Here is a 14,970-nt window from a genome sequence, read left to right on the forward strand (position 1 = left end):
CCGCGAGACGGAACAGCAGAACTCGGAGCAGCGCCTAGTCCAGCACGCCGAGGCTCGTGTCTGGCCGGCACACATCGCATGCCTGGCCCTGCCCAGCAAACATCGCGGCTGCCTGTTGTCGGGTGATCGATTGCGCTCGCTTTCCCGGCACCCAGCAGGATCCGACGTGCAACGTGTCCACGGGTCTGGCTCCGATCCCCTGCTCGACTACCCACTCCAGTGGTGGTGACGGTCGTTCGACGGCAGCCTCGGCGGCGCGGCCCTCTTCGACGGCGATCCAGCGCCGCGTGCGTTCCAGGTTTTGGAGCTGGACCTTCTCCAGGAAGCGGAGAGCTTCCAGACGCGACGATTCGTTCATGCGTTCGAGTCTAAGTGGGGCGACACGCGCCTCGACATCCACCCGCCAGGCTGCCCGGTCGACTACCGTGATGGCCACGACGCGGGTACGACTCCCGGCGCCGCAAGGCGCAGCCGAACTGCGACACCGAACGCGACGAGCCCCCGACCTCAAGCAACGAGGCGGGGGCTCTGTTTTTGCGTGCGGCTACGGCCGCCACTCCTCGCGGTAGTCCGAGTGGTCGGCGTACACGGTTGCGATGCGCTGGCAGACCTCCCGCAGGGTCTCGGTGTGCCCCTTCCAGTACGCGGCCTGGTCGGTTGCGGCGGGCGCTCCCAGGGCGATGTCGTACTCGTCGACGGTGGTGCGGTGCGCCTCGATCTCGCGCAGCACCCGCGCCGGACGATGGGCCATGATGTGGCGCTCATCCGCCGCCATCTCCGTGTCGAAGCACTCGATGCGAGTGAAGACCGCGCTCAGGTCAGGGTCAGCCTCCCGTGCAGTCCGCTCGCCCTCGTCGAGCCGAGCCCGCAGAAAGGCCAGCAGCTCATCCACCGTCCGGCTCCTTCTTCAAGGGCCGCTTGCTCCCGCGCAGCCCCGCGCCGATCTGCTGCGCCCGCGTGGGATGAATGCCGCCGAGGATCTCGGCGATCTCCTTCCACGTCTTGCCCTGCGCCTTGAGCGCCTGAACGCGCTGCTGCCGAATCTCACGCAGCCGAGAGTGGAGATCGGGCCAATCGTTCAGGACCTGAGTCACGGCGCTTGCGCACGCCGCGTCGTCTTTGATGCCCTCCAGCGCCGCGATGGCTTCCAAGAGCCTCTGCACCTCCTCGGGTTGGTCTTCCACTCCCGCTCCCTTCGACTGCGGGGCGCGGCCAAGCACCACGATAGACCCTAGGGTCTTGCAATGAACAGACCCTAGGGTCTAGCTTGGTTGAACGAGGCCGGCTCCCTGGTCTCGTGCCCAATGGAACGGCCCCGGCCGGAGCTGCGAACTCCGCCGGGGCCAGCCATCCACCTGCATCACCAGGAGGAATGACCTATGGCTGATCGTATCCACCCCACCCAGCAGGACGAAGGGCTGCGCCGCGCCCTGGCCACACCCAGCTACGCCGCGCAGCTGCTCACCGCGCTTGCTGACCGGCTCGACGACAGCCGGCCGACCGCCACGTTCACCCACCGCATCCTCGCCCTCGCCCTCGCTATCGCCGCGGCCAGCACCCTCGGCCCGCTCCCCGCCGCTGTGCAGGGCGACGCCGCCACCCGCGCGCTGGCCGCCCTGCCGCAGATCGACCGCGGTGCGTGGACCACCTGCGGCGAGTACGCGCTCCGCCTCCGCGCCGCTGCGAAGGAGCTGTGATGGACGCCGCGGCCCTCGACATCGTGCTCCGTGCCACCGCCGACCGGCTCACCGTCATGAGCCCGGCCACCGCCATCAGCGTGGGCGCCCTCCAGTCCGAGGTGCAGCTCAGCGTCTGGGACTGGCACGGGATCTACAACGACGCTGCGGTCGGCCGCGACATCACCGACACGCTCGCCGCCGTCGCAGAGCTGCCGCTCACCGGATCCCGCGGCGCGTACGCGGAGCGTCTGCGTGAGCAACTCGGGGCGGTGACCCGCTGATGGGCAAGCCGAAAGGCGTCAGCGACAAGGACGCCGCCGCCGCGTACAAGCGGGGCCTGGACGCTGCCCGCGCCGAGGCCGAGCGTCGCCGCACTTCTGCCAAGGCTGACGCGGACACCCGCGCCGCCGGCAGCAACACCGCCGCCCGCTGACCCCACCCCCTGACCGGCCGGGTCGCGCGTGCCACACCAACCGCGCGGCCCGGCCCCACCATGGAGACACCCACCGTGAAGACGCGCACCGTCACCCGGTACCGCGAAGTCCCGCACACCGAAATCGGCGAGACACGAACCATCACCGAGCCCTACCCCGTCGAGATCCCCGTGCCCCCACGCGACTGGGACCACATCGTCCTCACCGCCGCCACCGCGGTCGCGATCGCCTTCACCGGTGTATCCGTCGCCTGGTCCACCGTGTCCGCCGGGGCGCTCCTCTCCCTCACCGCCTCCCCCCTCGTCGCCTACCCTGCGGCCGGCGCCTACGACGCCGCATGGCTCACCTGCATGGCACTGGAATGGCTGTCCAGGTACGACCCCGACCGCGCCCGCGGACCGCGCATCGCCGGATACGTCTTCCTCCTGATCGCCATGGCCGTGATCTGCGTGCACGGCGCGATGGCCTCGGACCTCATCGTCGGCATCGCCGGATCGGTCATCTCCGCCATCGCGAAAATCCTGTGGGCCCTGGTCCTCCGGCACACTGCTCAGCCCCTGCCGTACCGGACCCAGGCCCTGCTGAACGTTCTCCGCGGCGAGGCCGGCGCGGAGCTGGCTCTCGCGGCGCAGCGGCGGCAGCTGGTACGCGTCCGCGGGCAGCACGCGGCGATGATCGCAGCCGCTCAGCTCGCCGACCCCGTGCCGGTTGTGTTCGCCGAGCGGGACACCGTGGGACAGGCCCGGGACAGTGTCCGCGCTGTCCAGGCTGTCCTGTCCACTGTCCCCGGGCTGTCCGCCGACGAGGTCGTTGAGCACCTCACCCGGCTCGGAGTTCCGTACGACGAGGACACCGTCCGCGCTGCTGTGGATGCCGAGCGGGACAGTAAGGACAGCGGCTCAGCGCCGACATTGCGCGGGGTTCCGCCCACGATCACGGACACGATCCGGCAGTCCATGGACAACGGGATCGAGGACGACGCGGCGATCCTCGCTGTCGTCCGGACAGTCCACGGACAGGCCGTCCTCCCGTCCACCGTGACCCGGATCGTCAACCGCGAGCGCGCCGCCCGCGCCCGCAAGGAGGCGTGATGAGCGCCGAGCCCGACGAGAACGAGCGCCGTATCGCGCAGCAGCTGCGACAGCGAATCGACGGCCCGACCGCCGATCAGGCCGAGTCTGGCGAACCGGCCGATGCCGCGCCGCCCCCGCCCGGCTACGCCCCCGACATCAAGCCGACGGAAGAGGACTGGGTCGACAGGGCCGTTGCCCAGTCTCGGGACCGTGTCGTCATTCCGACCCGGGTAATCCCGGCCGGCGCGCCCCTGCCCGACCGGCCGCCCGAGCCCGACGACATTCCGCCCTGGCGCCCGCAGCCCGCAGCAACACCCCCTGCGCCTCCAGCGGTCCCTCCGGCCAGCGACCCGTGGCACGGGCCAGGCGCCAGCCCCCCGCCGTACGGGCCGATCGAAGTCCGCGTCACCTTCGCCCCCATGGCCCTCCCGCCCGAACCGACCCGGCGCGAGCGACTGTGGGCGTGGCTCCGCACGTACGCCACCCCGCTCCAGGCAGTCACCGGGCTCGTCCTGGCGGTCGCGCCGATCCTGCCCCGCGGCTACTCCTGCGCCGGGACCTGGTACTACACCGTCGGCCAGGCCCGTGAGTTCGGCACTGGCTGGGGCTACGCCATAGGCGGAGGCGCCCTCTTCCTCGGCGGATACGCCCTGGTCAGGAAGCGCGAACAGCGCCGCGACGGATCCAGCTTCCTGCGGGTGTTCTTCCTCGCCACCACATTCGTCGGCGCGTTCGGCGCCATCGACCCGTACGACCCCGTCACCTGGATCACCGGAGTCACCCCATGATCGGCACCACCCTCGCGGGCGCCACCATCGCCGTCGCGATCCTCTTCCTCAGCATGCGCAAGTGGTGGACCGGCGGCCGGGCGCTGAAAGATCTGGTCCCCACCGTGCAGGGCCTCATCACCGGCGCGATGAGCACCGTGTGCGTCGGCGGCCTCGCCGGGTGGTTGTCCGGCTGCACCCGTCAGGCCGTCAACTTCGGCGGCGGCACCGCCGTGTCCGGCACCACCGGAACGGTCTCCAGCGGCCCCATCGCCACCGGCTCCATGGGCGCACTCAGCGAAGAGGGCGGCGTCGTCGTCTTCCTGCTGTTCGTCGCCACGATCGCCGCGTACAAGGCGTTCAACAAGGAGGAGAAGGGCCGCCTGACCGGCGCCATCGTCGCGGGCAGCATCTTGTGCGCGACCGCTGGCGTGGCTGGCGCGCTCGACAGCCTGCCCGGCATCGCCAACGGCCTCGGCGCCGCCGGCGTGTCCCTGTTCGAGGGACAGGGCCTGTGAGCAATCCCCTTCAGCGCCTCGCCGCCCGCCTGTGGGACGGCTCTCTCATCCGCGCCCGCCAGCTCGGCGCCCGCGTCGCCGCGTGGATCCGGGCCGGCCGCCGCGACGACCTCACCGGCCTCGCAGCCGTCCTCGGCGTCTGGCTCCGCGTGCTGCTCGCCCTCCTCGGCGGATACCTGCTGTGGCGCCTGATCCGCGCCGTCCCCGGGCTGCTGTGGCTCATCGTCCCCGTGTGGTGCTGGTCCGCCGTACGCGCCGCCCCGCCCGACGACGACGCGGACGGCGAGAAGGAAGAGCCGAAGAACGCAGCCCCCGGGGACCCCGAGTTGCCCGATGCGAGGAGCGTCGTCGTCGCCCTGCTCCTGGAGGTCTGCGGCGACCGCGACGCGGTCCACCTCAGCGAAGTCCTCCGGCACCTCCAGGCGCAGGGCCAGGCGAAGGGGCAGTCCGTCAGCGACCTGAAGACCCGTCTGGAGGCCCTGGACATCCCCGTCGCACTCAAGGTCAAAGCGGGCGGCAAGTCGCCCACCCGAGGCGTCCGCAAGAGCGCCCTCCTGGCCCTCTCCCCGCAGACAGCCCCCGAGGCGTCTACCGCCCCGTCTACCGCCGCCTGACCTGCACGTCTACCGCGCTGTCTACCGGCATCTACCCCTGATCTACCGGCGGATCTACCGCCGGTCTACCCCAACCGGAAGAGGCACCCATGAACAGCGACCGCGAGTACTACGACTCCCGCGCCAAGGACATCCTCACCGCACGTGGCCAGGGCGACATCACTGGGGCCGCCGAGGTGGCGGCCCAAGTCCTCGTGGAAGAGGGCCCGGACGGCGTCGCTGCCCTCACCGAGGCGATCCAGCGAGCGCAGGACTAACCCATGAGCCGGGACAGCCCCGGACACGAGAGATCGGACACGAGATGGACGAGATGACGAACGCCGACGTCTTCACCGCCGACGAGTTGCACGAGATGGACCAAGCCGACGAGTACCGGCTCGACGCGGAGGACGACGCCCGCAACGCCGTCGTCGAGGCCGAAGAAGCCGACGACAGCGAACCGTGGCCCGGTATCGCAGACGGCGAAGAGCGCTGACCCACCTACGTGCCCCGGGGCGGCCGACAGCTGCCAGGCATCCCGGCCGCCCCGAACCCCTATCCCGTACACGAGACAGGAACCCGCATCATGCCACTCCGGCGCACCATGCCCATGGCCCCCGGCACCCGGCCGGACCCGAAGCAGCAGACCACCTACCAAGCATCGCGTGGCGGCTGGGTCAAAGCACCAGAAAAGCCCACCCCAGGAACACCGAAGACAGGACGATAGAACAATGACCGACCGAACCCCTGCTCAGCTCGCTGGCGACGCGGCCGAAGCGATCCGCCTGCTCACGCACGCAACGGGCCCCCGACCCGGCCCGGCCTGGGAGAACCCCGACGACGCCTACGAGGTGATCCGCAGCCTGGCCGCAAGCGCCTTCGGCCTCATTCAGCCCCTCGAACAGGTCTCTCACCTGCTGTACGACCTCCAATCCGCCGGGCGGATCGTCAGCACGGACGGAAAGCAGGAGACTGAGAGCCAAGTCCTCAGCACCCGAAGCGCCTTGCGCCAGGCCCGAGTCCACGCCGAGTCCCTCGGGGGGAGTCTGCGAGACGCGCTCACAGCCGCCGGCGCTCTTGCCCTGGCTGAAACGGAGACCGACCGCCCGCGCATCTGACCCCGCTGTCAGCCCGCGCCATAGGCTGACGTCATCTCATCCGCGCATCTGGCTGCTGCGCCGCTTGGACCGAGCCCTCGCCGTCCCCCGTCGGCGGGGGCTCACCCATACTCGCCCTCACCCGGCGCTCCCTATGCCACCATGGCGCTATGAGCGACAGCGCGGCCCTCGCGGTCCAGTTGCACGGCGGTCCGCTCGACGGCCAGACCGTCCTGGTTGACCTGGACGCCGAACCGTGGACTGAGGTCACCAGCAGCCACGGCGGGCGCAGCCTCTACGCACCCGACGAGGCCGGCGTCTGGCGATGGGTCAGAGACATCCCCTGGGAAGCAATGTGATCGACGACGCCCACCGCCCCTCGGGCTACAGCGCAGGCTGACACTGAGCCAACAGGTCACGAACCCGTCACCCACCAGACACCCCACCTGCACATCCGTCACGATGTCCTCTCATCCACACGTCCTTGGGGGGACCATGTACACCCGCACCAGAATCCGCACCGCCATCCTGGCCACCACAGCCGCCGCGCTCCTCCCCCTCACCGCGGCATGCAGCAGCAGCGAACAGGGCACCGCCGAGCGGGGCGTGGCGCCGCAGCAGTCGGTGACGGAAGACGCGGCGCCGGCCGAAGAGCCCGTTGAGGAGAAGGCGCCGGACACCGAACTCGCGGTCGGCGATGGCTTCCGTTACAAGGATGGTGTCCTGCTGACCGTCACCGGAATCAACAGGCTGAATGCCACCGATTTCGGGGAATTCGACCTCAAGCCCGGCGTCGACAAGACCGGGTTCCGTGTCCTGTTGGACGTGACGAACAACGCGAAGACTCCGCTGGATCTCGATACGTGGGGGGTCAACGCGCAGGGCGCGACCACGGGCGGCCAGACCGAGTTCGTGTCTGCGGAGAAGGGGTCGAAGCAGATGACAGGTCGCCTCGCGCCGGGCAAGAAGGGCAGCTTCACCTTCGAGTACGCGCTCGCCAAGAAGGACGGGGCAGAGGTCGTGTTCACCATGACCCGCGTGGACGACAGCGTCGACATCCTTGCCGAGGACCCGCACTGGACCGGCACCATCAAGTAGAGGTCTGCGCGCCGCCAACGCTGCGGGCGAAGATGAGCTGAACAAGTCGAGAAGGGGCCCGCGCCACGTCGGGCCCCTTTTGCGTGCCCGATGGTCCACCCCGGTCAGTCACTACAGATGTAGTGAATTAGAACGTGTTTCAGTTATGCTCGCCCCAGGACTGGCCGAAAAGGGGGCACACATGGCTCAACCGCTGTCCGCCACCGCATTCATCGCGGCCCTGCACGCCGAAGGTGTGCGGGTCGTGGAAGTCGGCAACTGGCGCACGCACAATCGCAATTCGAAGGGCGCTTGGGGCCCGGTCCACGGCGTGATGATCCACCACACCGTCACCTCCGGCACCGCTGCCACCGTCCGACTCTGCCGCGACGGCCACAGCACCCTCCCCGGCCCCCTCTGCCACGGCGTCATAGCCAAGGACGGCACCGTGCACCTAGTCGGCTACGGCCGGGCCAACCACGCTGGACTCGGCGACGACGACGTCCTGCGCGCGGTGATCAACGAGTCGGCACTGCCCACCGACAACGAGGCCGACACCGACGGCAACCGCTACTTCTACGGCTTTGAGTGCGAGAACTTGGGCAATGGCACGGACCCGTGGCCAGCCGCCCAGCTGGAGGCGATAGAGAGGGTGTCGGCGGCGATCTGCCGCGCGCACAACTGGGGCGCACGCTCGGTCATCGGACATCTGGAGTGGCAGCCGGGGAAAATCGACCCCCGCGGCTTCACGATGGCGTCCATGCGGGACCGGGTCGCCGACCGGCTCAAGGAGACCAAGCCCGTGCCCGCGCCTCCGAAGCCGACCAAACCGAGCGTCTCCCTGTCCAAGCTCATCGCCGCGGCGAAGAAGGATCCGAAGGCGAAGGGCACGCCCGTCTCCTATTCCGGCGTACGCACCGTCGAGGCCGCGCTCGTGAACGCCGGGCTCCTCACGAAGGCACGACTGGACGGGCACTTCGGCACCGACACCGTGGCCGCGTACGCCCGCTGGCAGCGGTCGAAGGCCGGCGGCTCCTACACCGGTCAGGCCGCCGATGGCATTCCCGGCTCCGCCTCCCTCAAGCGCCTCGGCGCCAAGTACGGCTTCACCGTCACTTCCTGAAAGAAGGCACCCCCATGGACGCTCCCGTGGAAAAGAAGGTCACCGCCGCGTCCGTCGCGACGTTCCTTGCGTCGACCGGGCTTCTCGCGATCCTCGCCGCCGTCCAGGACGACGCCCGGCTCATCTCGTTCCTGCCGGACGGGCTGTCCCCGTTCGTCCTCGCCATCGTTCCGACCGCGATCGCCTTCGTGTCCGGATGGGCGGCGAAGCACTCCCCGCGCACGGGCGCCCTGCGGTGACGGCGCCCACCCCCGACCCGACCGCGCCCACGGTCTACGAACTGATTCGTACCCAGGGCCTCCAGCTCACGAGCCTGGCGAATCTCGTTGCGTCACTGGAGGCGAAGATCGTCACCCAGGAGCAGCGGGCGACCGACAACCAGCTCGTCGGGCAGCGCATCGAGCGCGTCGAGATGGACATAAAGGCCGAGCGTGACCGGGGGCTGACGAACCGCAGGATCGCGTGGACGTCGCTCGGCGCACCGCTGGCGGTGGCATTCCTCCTGTGGGTCGCCGGAGTGTTCTCCCTGGGTACCAACGGCGGGGCGTAGGGGGTTGTCGTGAGCGAGCTGGACCCGTGGGTACGCCAGGGCAACGAGTCCGATCCGGCGTACGAGGCGTTCACCGTGTACCGGGACATGGGCTCCTCCCGCTCACTGGCCGCGTCCGCAGAGACGATCGGCAAATCGGTGGTGCTCCTCAAGCAGTGGAGCGCCCGGCACGGCTGGGTGGAGCGCTGCCGCTCGTACGACCAGCACCTCATCGGCGTGCGCACCGAGTCCTACGCGGTGATGGTCCGCAAGACCACACAGCAGCAGTCCGCGTTGACGGACAAGCTCTTCGACCGCCTCAACCAGTCCCTGGACACGCTGCCGCCGGGCGAGGACCCCAGTATCCGGTGGACGCAGGCGTTCTCCGCGGCGTGCAAGGCCCGCACGACGCTCCTCGACTACAACAAGCCGGACGCCCCGAAGAGCACGGAGCTTGCCGACAAGATCGCCTCCATCCTCGACAAGTTGGGAGTGGAGGAGTGACTACTCGCGCAGAGATCGCGAGGTGGCCGGCGGCGGCGCAGCAGGAACTCCTCACCCGCCTCGAAGCCGCTCTCCAGGACAAGCAGCGCGGCCGCGTGCCGTGGCTGTGCGACCGGCGTGCTTGCGACGGCCTGCCCCACCCTGGCCGCGAAGGCGCGCACGCCCGTACCTCCCAGCGGCCGCCCGGCGGGAACTCGTGGGATACCTGGCTCCTCCTTGCTGGCCGGGGATTCGGGAAGACACGGACGGGCGCCGAGTGGGTGTGGCGTATGGCCAAGCAGTACGAGCGCGGGGCCCTCATCGGGCCGACCGCCGCAGACACGCGCGACATCCTGGTGGAGGGTGAGTCAGGGATCCTCGCCTGCGCCCCGGCGCGTTTCCGGCCACTGTACGAGCCGTCGAAGCGCCGCGTGACCTACCCCAACGGAGCGATCCAAACGCTGTACAGCGCGGACGAGCCGGACCGGCTCCGCGGACCGCAGCACCACTACGGATGGTTCGACGAGCTGGCGGCCTGGCGGCGCCTCCGCTCCACCTGGGACATGGCACAGATGGGGATGCGCCTCGGCGACCACCCCAGGATCTGCATCACCACCACCCCACGGCCGCTCCCCGTCATCAAAGAACTGTTGAAGGACCCGGCGACGAACGTCGTCCGCGGCTCCACGTATGACAACTTGCACAACCTCGCGCCGACCTTCCGCCGGGCCGTCGTCTCCAAGTACGAGGGCACGACGCTCGGACGGCAGGAACTGGACGCCGAAGTCCTGGACGACATGCCCGGCGCGCTCGTGGCCCGCAGCATCATCGAGGGCGGACGCGTTGAGACGGCCCCCGCCCTCGAACTCATCGTTGTCGGCATGGACCCCGCTGGCACCGGCGCGGGAGACGAGACCGGCCTCATCGCGGCCGGCCGCGGCACGGACGGCGTGGACTACGTGCTGCGCGACGTGTCGAAGAAGATGAGCCCCCGCGAAGCCGCCCGCCGCGCATGGGCGCTCGTCGATGACGTATCCGCAGATGCGCTCGTGTACGAGGACAACCTCGGTAAGCAGTGGGTGGAGCAGGTTCTGAAGGACGCGTGGAAGGAACTCCACGGCAGCACTCCCCATCCGCCGCTGCGCCGCGTCACGGCCACGGTCGGCAAGAAGCTGCGGGCGCAGCCGGTCGCGATGCGGTACGAGCAGCAGCGCGTGCGGCACGTCGGTGTCCACGGGGAGTTGGAGGACCAGCTGGCGACGTGGATTCCCGAGGAGGACTCGGCGTCCCCGGACCGGATCGACGCGATGGTTCACGCCGTCACGCACCTGATGAAGCGCGACCGGGCGCGGATGGTTCTTGCTTCACCTCACGCCGCGCCGCAGGGCAGGCCTGCATAGAGATGACGACGACTATGGACACCCTGACGCTCGTGCTCGCCGCGCTGGCCACCGCCCGGCTCACTCGCCTGATCACCGCCGACCGGATCACGGAGGCCCCCCGCAACTGGATCATTCGCAGGTTGCCCCGCGAGTCGCTCCTCTCCTACCTGCTCGTGTGCGCTTGGTGCTCGTCCATCTACGTCGGCGCGGGCATGGGCGTCGCCTGGTGGGCGTGGGGCGGCGACCGGTGGTTCGCTGCCGCCACCGCCGCGCTGGCGTTCAGCTACGTCACCGGCTGGCTCAGCGGCCGAGAGAGTGGTGAGTGATGCCCCTGCTCAAGCGCCGCAAGGGCGCAGAGGAACGCGGCACGAGGCCGCGGGTGGTTCTCGCTGCTGCGGTACCTGTTACGGGCTCTGATGCCCGCGAGGCATGGACCGCCCGGCAGGGAGACACCTCCTGGCAGCGGGACGCCTGGTACCACTACGACGCGTGCGGCGAACTCCGGTCCGCCGTTACCTGGATCGCAAACGCGGTCAGCCGCGCCGAGCTGTACGCGGCCGAGGTCGACGCGGCGACCGGCATGCCAACTGGCCCGACCGACAACGTCCAGGCGCAGGCCGCCGTCGCCCGCGCGCTCGGCGGCGCGGCCATGCGCGCGCAGCTCCAGTACACGATGGCCGTCAACTGGCAAATCCCCGGCGAGGTGTTCGTCCTCGTACGTCCCGGCACGGGCACCCGGCGCGGAGAGACCACGCCGGACGAATGGGTCGCCCTGTCGGGTACAGAGGTCGACTACTCCGGCGCCCGCTGGTCGTACAAGGACCCCATGACCGGGGTCAAGAAGGACCTCGCCTCGGACGACCTGCTGATGCGCGTGTGGTCCCCGCACCCGCGGATCCAGTACCACGCAGACAGCGCGGTCCGGCCCGCCCTGCCTGTGCTACGGGAGATTGAGAAGGCGTCGCAGAACATCGCCGCCCGCCTCGACAGCAGACTCGCGGGCAACGGGCTGCTGCTCATGCCCGAAGAGGTCGACTTTCCGGAGCAGGCATCCGGTGCCACGGGCGCCGAGGGGTTCATGGAGTACCTGGCAGGCGTCATGGCCAGGTCTATGCAATCCCCCGGTACGGCTGCGGCGCAGGTACCGATCACGGCCACGCTGCCCGGCGAGCTGGTAGAGAAGATCAAGCATTTGGATCTCTCGACCGACTTTGACGCGTCGGTGGTCGCGCTGCGCGTTGACGGCATCCGGCGGCTTGCCGAGTCGCTCGACATGCCGAACGAGGTAGCCGTTGGCTCGACCGGGGACGCGAACCACTGGGGATCTTGGAAGGTGGAGGAGGACACCTACAAGATCTACATCGAGCCTCTTCTTGACCGCATTGGAGACGCGCTCACCACGCACTGGTACCGGCCGACCCTGAAGAAGATGGGCGTCGCGGACCCGGACAGGTACAGGCTCGCCTGGAACACGTCCGAGATCGTCCAGCGGCCGAACCGCACGGAAGACCTCAAGTGGCTCTGGGACAACGAACTCATTAGCGACGACGCGATGCGTGCCGAAGTCGGAGTTGGGGACGACGACATTCCCGACGAGGAGCAGGTCCAGCTGCGGCGCCTCGCAAGGGCCGTGGTCGCGGCTCCATCGTTGGCCGATGACCCGCGGGTCTCGGAGCTTCTGTTCGGGTTCGAGATCGCTCGTACGCCCGCGGTCCCTCAGATTGAGGGCGGCCACGCTCCGCAGGTGGATGTCCCGCCGGCGCGGGATCAGCGCGCGCTGCCCGCGACGCAGAACGACCAGCCCCCGGCGCTCGCCGCCTCCACTGCTACGACACTTCCCGATGGCCTGGTGGCTGCCGCCGAACTGGTCGTGTTCGACGCTCTGTCCCGCGCGGGCGGGCGTCTCCTGAAGGCCCCGCTCCGGGGGCAGTTCGGGCACGTTCCGAAGCACGAGCTGTACTTGCAGATCCCCTTCGACACCGACCGCAGCGAGCGCACACGGCTGACTGAGGGGTCCTTCCAGTTCGCCGGCCATGTGGCTGAGGCGTTCGGCCTGGATTCGGAGCGCTTTGAGAGCCGAGTCCGTGAGTACGTCGACAACCGACTCCAGTGGATCGAGCCGCACGAGCGCGCCGACCTGTTGAGGTACCTGCGGTGAGTACCCCGCCGGAGGATGAGCATCTGCCCGCGCGGCTGCGTGCGCAGGCCATCATCCGCGACGGCGAGCAGCGGATCGGCCGTGCCTGGTTCCGGTCCCTGTCGCGCTTCCTGGACCGCGTACGGCCCGCCGTCGCGCCGCCGGACGGGCCGCTCGACCCCAACAGGGTGAGCGACAGCTCGCAGTTCTGGACCGACGAGGTCACCGTCCAGGTAGTACCGGAGATCTCCAACGTGCTGCGCCGTACGTGGCGCCGCGTCACCCGCGCTGGAGACCCGGTCACCGATCCGTACGTGGCGGACTACCTGAACGATGCGGGCAACCGGCTCCGGCGCGTGCCAGACGAGGTGTACGCCCGGATCGTGGTGGAGATCGAACGCGGGATCCGGGAGGGCCGGCCGATCCCGGATGTGACAGAGGATGTGCAGCGGATCCTCACGGCGTCGGGCTCGGAGCTGTGGCCGAACCGGGCGCGAGTGGTGGCTCGCACGGAGGTCATGGGCGCGGTCAACGCCAGCGTCTTCCGCAGTGCGCAGCTGGACGCGGAAGCCCGCGGCGACATGGCGCCTATGAAGGTGTGGCTGGCGACCGAGGACACCCGTACGCGGCCGTCGCATCGTGCGGCGGACGGGCAGCGCACGCTTCTGGGCTCCCCGTTCGAAGTAGGTGGCGCGCAGCTCCTGTTCCCGGGGGATCCACGCGGCCCGGCGCAGGAGGTTATTCAGTGCCGGTGCTCGCTATTGCCGGTGGTGCTCGGCGAAACGCTCGACTGGACGTCACGACAGAACCCAAGGGGTTGACCATGACAAGACGTTGGACCGCCGTACTCGCCCGGATCGGGGTGCCGACCGGAGACGGCCGTATCCTTGCTCCTGGCGCCATCACCTCACGGAACCTGCCGCTCCCTCTGTCCTGGCAGCGCGAGAGCGACGACGGCCACTCCGGCTCGGTCGTGGTAGGTCGGATCGAGTCCATCTCGATCACTGACAACATGGTGACCGCCTCCGGGTCGCTGCTGTCCGAAGCTGGATGGCAGGTGATCGAGCACATCGAGGCTGGAGTGATCGGCCCGAGCGTGGACCTGGACGATCTGGAGTACGTGATCGATGACCAGGACCGGGCGGTCATCACGAAGGGCCGCATCGCAGGGACGACGCTGGTGGCCATTCCCGCTTTCCCGGACGTGTCGATCACTCTTCAGCCGCTCCCGGCGCCGCCGACGGACGCGGAGATCGAGGAGTTGGAGCGCGCGGTCGCCGCGTCCGAGCCGGTTACCGAGCCCGAGTGGTACCCGGAGTACGCGCCGTCGTATGCCGCACAGCTCGCCTCGTTCGCGAGCGCAGCCGCTCAGGCGCTTGTGCACACGAGGGCACTTCCGCCTCTGGAGTGGTTCACCAACCCGGCCCTTCCCGCGCTGACTCCGCTCACGGTGACCGCTGATGGCCGCGTGTACGGGCACGTTGCTGGCTGGGACTCGTGCCACGTCGGACTGCCCGGCTGCGTCACGCCGCCTGCCTCGCAGACCGGCTACAGCTACTTCATGGTCGGGGAGCAGCGCACCGCCGACGGCGCCACGGTGCCCGTGGGCACGCTCACTGTGGGCGGCGGCCACGCGGACCCGCAGCTCGGGTTCCGAGCAGCGGCCGAGCACTACGACGACATCGGCACAGCCGTCGCGCGGGTGCTCGCGGGTGAGGACGAGCACGGAATCTGGGTATCCGGCTGGATCCTGCCCGACGCGGACCCGGTGCGGGTGGAGCAGTTCAAGGCGTCCCCGGTCAGCGGGGATTGGCGGCGTATCGGCGGATCGCTGGAGCTGATCGCCGTGTGCAGCGTGAACACCCCGGGGTTCCCTGTGCCCAGGACGTTGGTGAAGTTTGCCGCCGGGGCGCAGCGCGCGCTGATCGGAACGTTCGGCCCCATGCGTGGTCGCGTCGTCGAGGACGCCGAACCGGCCGTGGCCGTCACCGTGCCCGAGCCGGAGATCGGCCCGGACAGTACCGAGGCCCGCGCCAAGTGGGCGCGCGCCGTCTGGAATGAGAAGGAAGGCATCTGAC

Annotated in this window: 24 protein-coding genes; 21 read left to right on the forward strand and 3 right to left on the reverse strand. The window is 69.4% G+C overall.

Going from position 1 to position 14,970, the window contains the following annotated elements; all coding sequences use genetic code 11:
- Positions 1-34: 34 nt before the first annotated feature.
- From M1203_RS11280 to M1203_RS11290, 3 genes are all read right to left on the reverse strand, one after another.
- A complete protein-coding gene (locus M1203_RS11280; RefSeq protein ID WP_249949440.1) occupies positions 35-358 on the reverse strand; it encodes a DUF6233 domain-containing protein in 324 nt (107 codons plus the stop codon).
- 186 nt (positions 359-544) lie between these two features.
- Positions 545-892, reverse strand: coding sequence for a DUF6221 family protein (locus M1203_RS11285; RefSeq protein ID WP_249949441.1), 348 nt, complete (start codon positions 890-892; stop codon positions 545-547).
- Positions 885-1,184: a hypothetical protein gene (locus M1203_RS11290; RefSeq protein ID WP_249949442.1), complete on the reverse strand. Its 300-nt coding sequence runs from the start codon at positions 1,182-1,184 to the stop codon at positions 885-887. The genes M1203_RS11285 and M1203_RS11290 overlap by 8 nt, the downstream gene beginning before the upstream one ends.
- A gap of 195 nt (positions 1,185-1,379) precedes the next feature.
- Here M1203_RS11290 and M1203_RS11295 point away from each other — a divergent pair, with 195 nt between their 5' ends.
- From M1203_RS11295 to M1203_RS11395, 21 genes are all read left to right on the forward strand, one after another.
- The gene (locus M1203_RS11295) at positions 1,380-1,697 is read left to right on the forward strand and encodes a hypothetical protein (protein ID WP_249949443.1); all 318 of its coding nucleotides are present in this window, start codon (positions 1,380-1,382) and stop codon (positions 1,695-1,697) included.
- A complete protein-coding gene (locus tag M1203_RS11300) occupies positions 1,697-1,960 on the forward strand; it encodes a hypothetical protein (protein WP_249949444.1) in 264 nt (87 codons plus the stop codon). Before M1203_RS11295 ends, M1203_RS11300 begins: the two co-directional genes overlap by 1 nt.
- Positions 1,960-2,112 carry a hypothetical protein gene (locus M1203_RS11305; RefSeq protein WP_249949445.1) on the forward strand — a complete coding sequence of 51 codons (153 nt, stop codon included), beginning with the start codon at positions 1,960-1,962 and terminating at the stop codon, positions 2,110-2,112. Before M1203_RS11300 ends, M1203_RS11305 begins: the two co-directional genes overlap by 1 nt.
- 75 nt (positions 2,113-2,187) lie before the next feature.
- A complete protein-coding gene (locus M1203_RS11310) occupies positions 2,188-3,204 on the forward strand; it encodes a hypothetical protein (RefSeq protein ID WP_249949446.1) in 1,017 nt (338 codons plus the stop codon).
- Positions 3,204-3,974 carry a hypothetical protein gene (locus M1203_RS11315; RefSeq protein ID WP_249949632.1) on the forward strand — a complete coding sequence of 257 codons (771 nt, stop codon included), beginning with the start codon at positions 3,204-3,206 and terminating at the stop codon, positions 3,972-3,974. The genes M1203_RS11310 and M1203_RS11315 overlap by 1 nt, the downstream gene beginning before the upstream one ends.
- Positions 3,971-4,471 carry a hypothetical protein gene (locus M1203_RS11320; RefSeq protein WP_249949447.1) on the forward strand — a complete coding sequence of 167 codons (501 nt, stop codon included), beginning with the start codon at positions 3,971-3,973 and terminating at the stop codon, positions 4,469-4,471. The genes M1203_RS11315 and M1203_RS11320 overlap by 4 nt, the downstream gene beginning before the upstream one ends.
- Positions 4,468-5,085 carry a hypothetical protein gene (locus M1203_RS11325; RefSeq protein WP_249949448.1) on the forward strand — a complete coding sequence of 206 codons (618 nt, stop codon included), beginning with the start codon at positions 4,468-4,470 and terminating at the stop codon, positions 5,083-5,085. Before M1203_RS11320 ends, M1203_RS11325 begins: the two co-directional genes overlap by 4 nt.
- An 89-nt stretch (positions 5,086-5,174) precedes the next feature.
- A complete protein-coding gene (locus M1203_RS11330; RefSeq protein WP_249949449.1) occupies positions 5,175-5,342 on the forward strand; it encodes a hypothetical protein in 168 nt (55 codons plus the stop codon).
- A gap of 44 nt (positions 5,343-5,386) precedes the next feature.
- Complete coding sequence (locus M1203_RS11335; RefSeq protein WP_249949450.1) at positions 5,387-5,560, forward strand: hypothetical protein; 174 nt, start codon at positions 5,387-5,389, stop codon at positions 5,558-5,560.
- A 235-nt stretch (positions 5,561-5,795) separates the two neighbouring features.
- Positions 5,796-6,182, forward strand: a complete 387-nt coding sequence (locus M1203_RS11340; protein WP_249949451.1) for a hypothetical protein — start codon at positions 5,796-5,798, stop codon at positions 6,180-6,182.
- 149 nt (positions 6,183-6,331) lie between these two features.
- A complete protein-coding gene (locus M1203_RS11345; protein ID WP_249949452.1) occupies positions 6,332-6,520 on the forward strand; it encodes a hypothetical protein in 189 nt (62 codons plus the stop codon).
- 136 nt (positions 6,521-6,656) lie between these two features.
- Entirely contained in the window at positions 6,657-7,259 is a 603-nt protein-coding gene (locus tag M1203_RS11350; RefSeq protein ID WP_249949453.1) for a hypothetical protein, read from the forward strand.
- Positions 7,260-7,440: 181 nt separating this feature from the next.
- Entirely contained in the window at positions 7,441-8,361 is a 921-nt protein-coding gene (locus M1203_RS11355; protein WP_249949454.1) for an N-acetylmuramoyl-L-alanine amidase, read from the forward strand.
- 14 nt (positions 8,362-8,375) lie between these two features.
- Positions 8,376-8,600, forward strand: coding sequence for a holin (locus M1203_RS11360; RefSeq protein WP_249949455.1), 225 nt, complete (start codon positions 8,376-8,378; stop codon positions 8,598-8,600).
- Positions 8,597-8,911 carry a hypothetical protein gene (locus M1203_RS11365; RefSeq protein WP_249949456.1) on the forward strand — a complete coding sequence of 105 codons (315 nt, stop codon included), beginning with the start codon at positions 8,597-8,599 and terminating at the stop codon, positions 8,909-8,911. Before M1203_RS11360 ends, M1203_RS11365 begins: the two co-directional genes overlap by 4 nt.
- A 9-nt stretch (positions 8,912-8,920) precedes the next feature.
- Positions 8,921-9,394 (forward strand): hypothetical protein, encoded by a 474-nt coding sequence (locus M1203_RS11370; protein ID WP_249949457.1) that lies wholly within the window; start codon positions 8,921-8,923, stop codon positions 9,392-9,394.
- Entirely contained in the window at positions 9,391-10,773 is a 1,383-nt protein-coding gene (locus M1203_RS11375; protein WP_249949458.1) for a terminase large subunit domain-containing protein, read from the forward strand. Before M1203_RS11370 ends, M1203_RS11375 begins: the two co-directional genes overlap by 4 nt.
- A 14-nt stretch (positions 10,774-10,787) precedes the next feature.
- Positions 10,788-11,081 (forward strand): DUF1360 domain-containing protein, encoded by a 294-nt coding sequence (locus M1203_RS11380; protein ID WP_249949459.1) that lies wholly within the window; start codon positions 10,788-10,790, stop codon positions 11,079-11,081.
- Complete coding sequence (locus tag M1203_RS11385) at positions 11,081-12,913, forward strand: hypothetical protein (RefSeq protein ID WP_249949460.1); 1,833 nt, start codon at positions 11,081-11,083, stop codon at positions 12,911-12,913. Before M1203_RS11380 ends, M1203_RS11385 begins: the two co-directional genes overlap by 1 nt.
- On the forward strand, positions 12,910-13,713 hold the full coding sequence (locus tag M1203_RS39020) for a phage minor head protein (protein ID WP_249949461.1): 804 nt from the start codon (positions 12,910-12,912) through the stop codon (positions 13,711-13,713). The genes M1203_RS11385 and M1203_RS39020 overlap by 4 nt, the downstream gene beginning before the upstream one ends.
- Before the next feature lie 2 nt (positions 13,714-13,715).
- Positions 13,716-14,969, forward strand: a complete 1,254-nt coding sequence (locus M1203_RS11395; RefSeq protein WP_249949462.1) for a hypothetical protein — start codon at positions 13,716-13,718, stop codon at positions 14,967-14,969.
- The last annotated feature ends 1 nt before the right edge of the window (position 14,970 follow it).

The sequence above is a fragment of the Streptomyces sp. 35G-GA-8 genome (assembly GCF_023534745.1).
Lineage (GTDB): Bacteria > Actinomycetota > Actinomycetes > Streptomycetales > Streptomycetaceae > Streptomyces.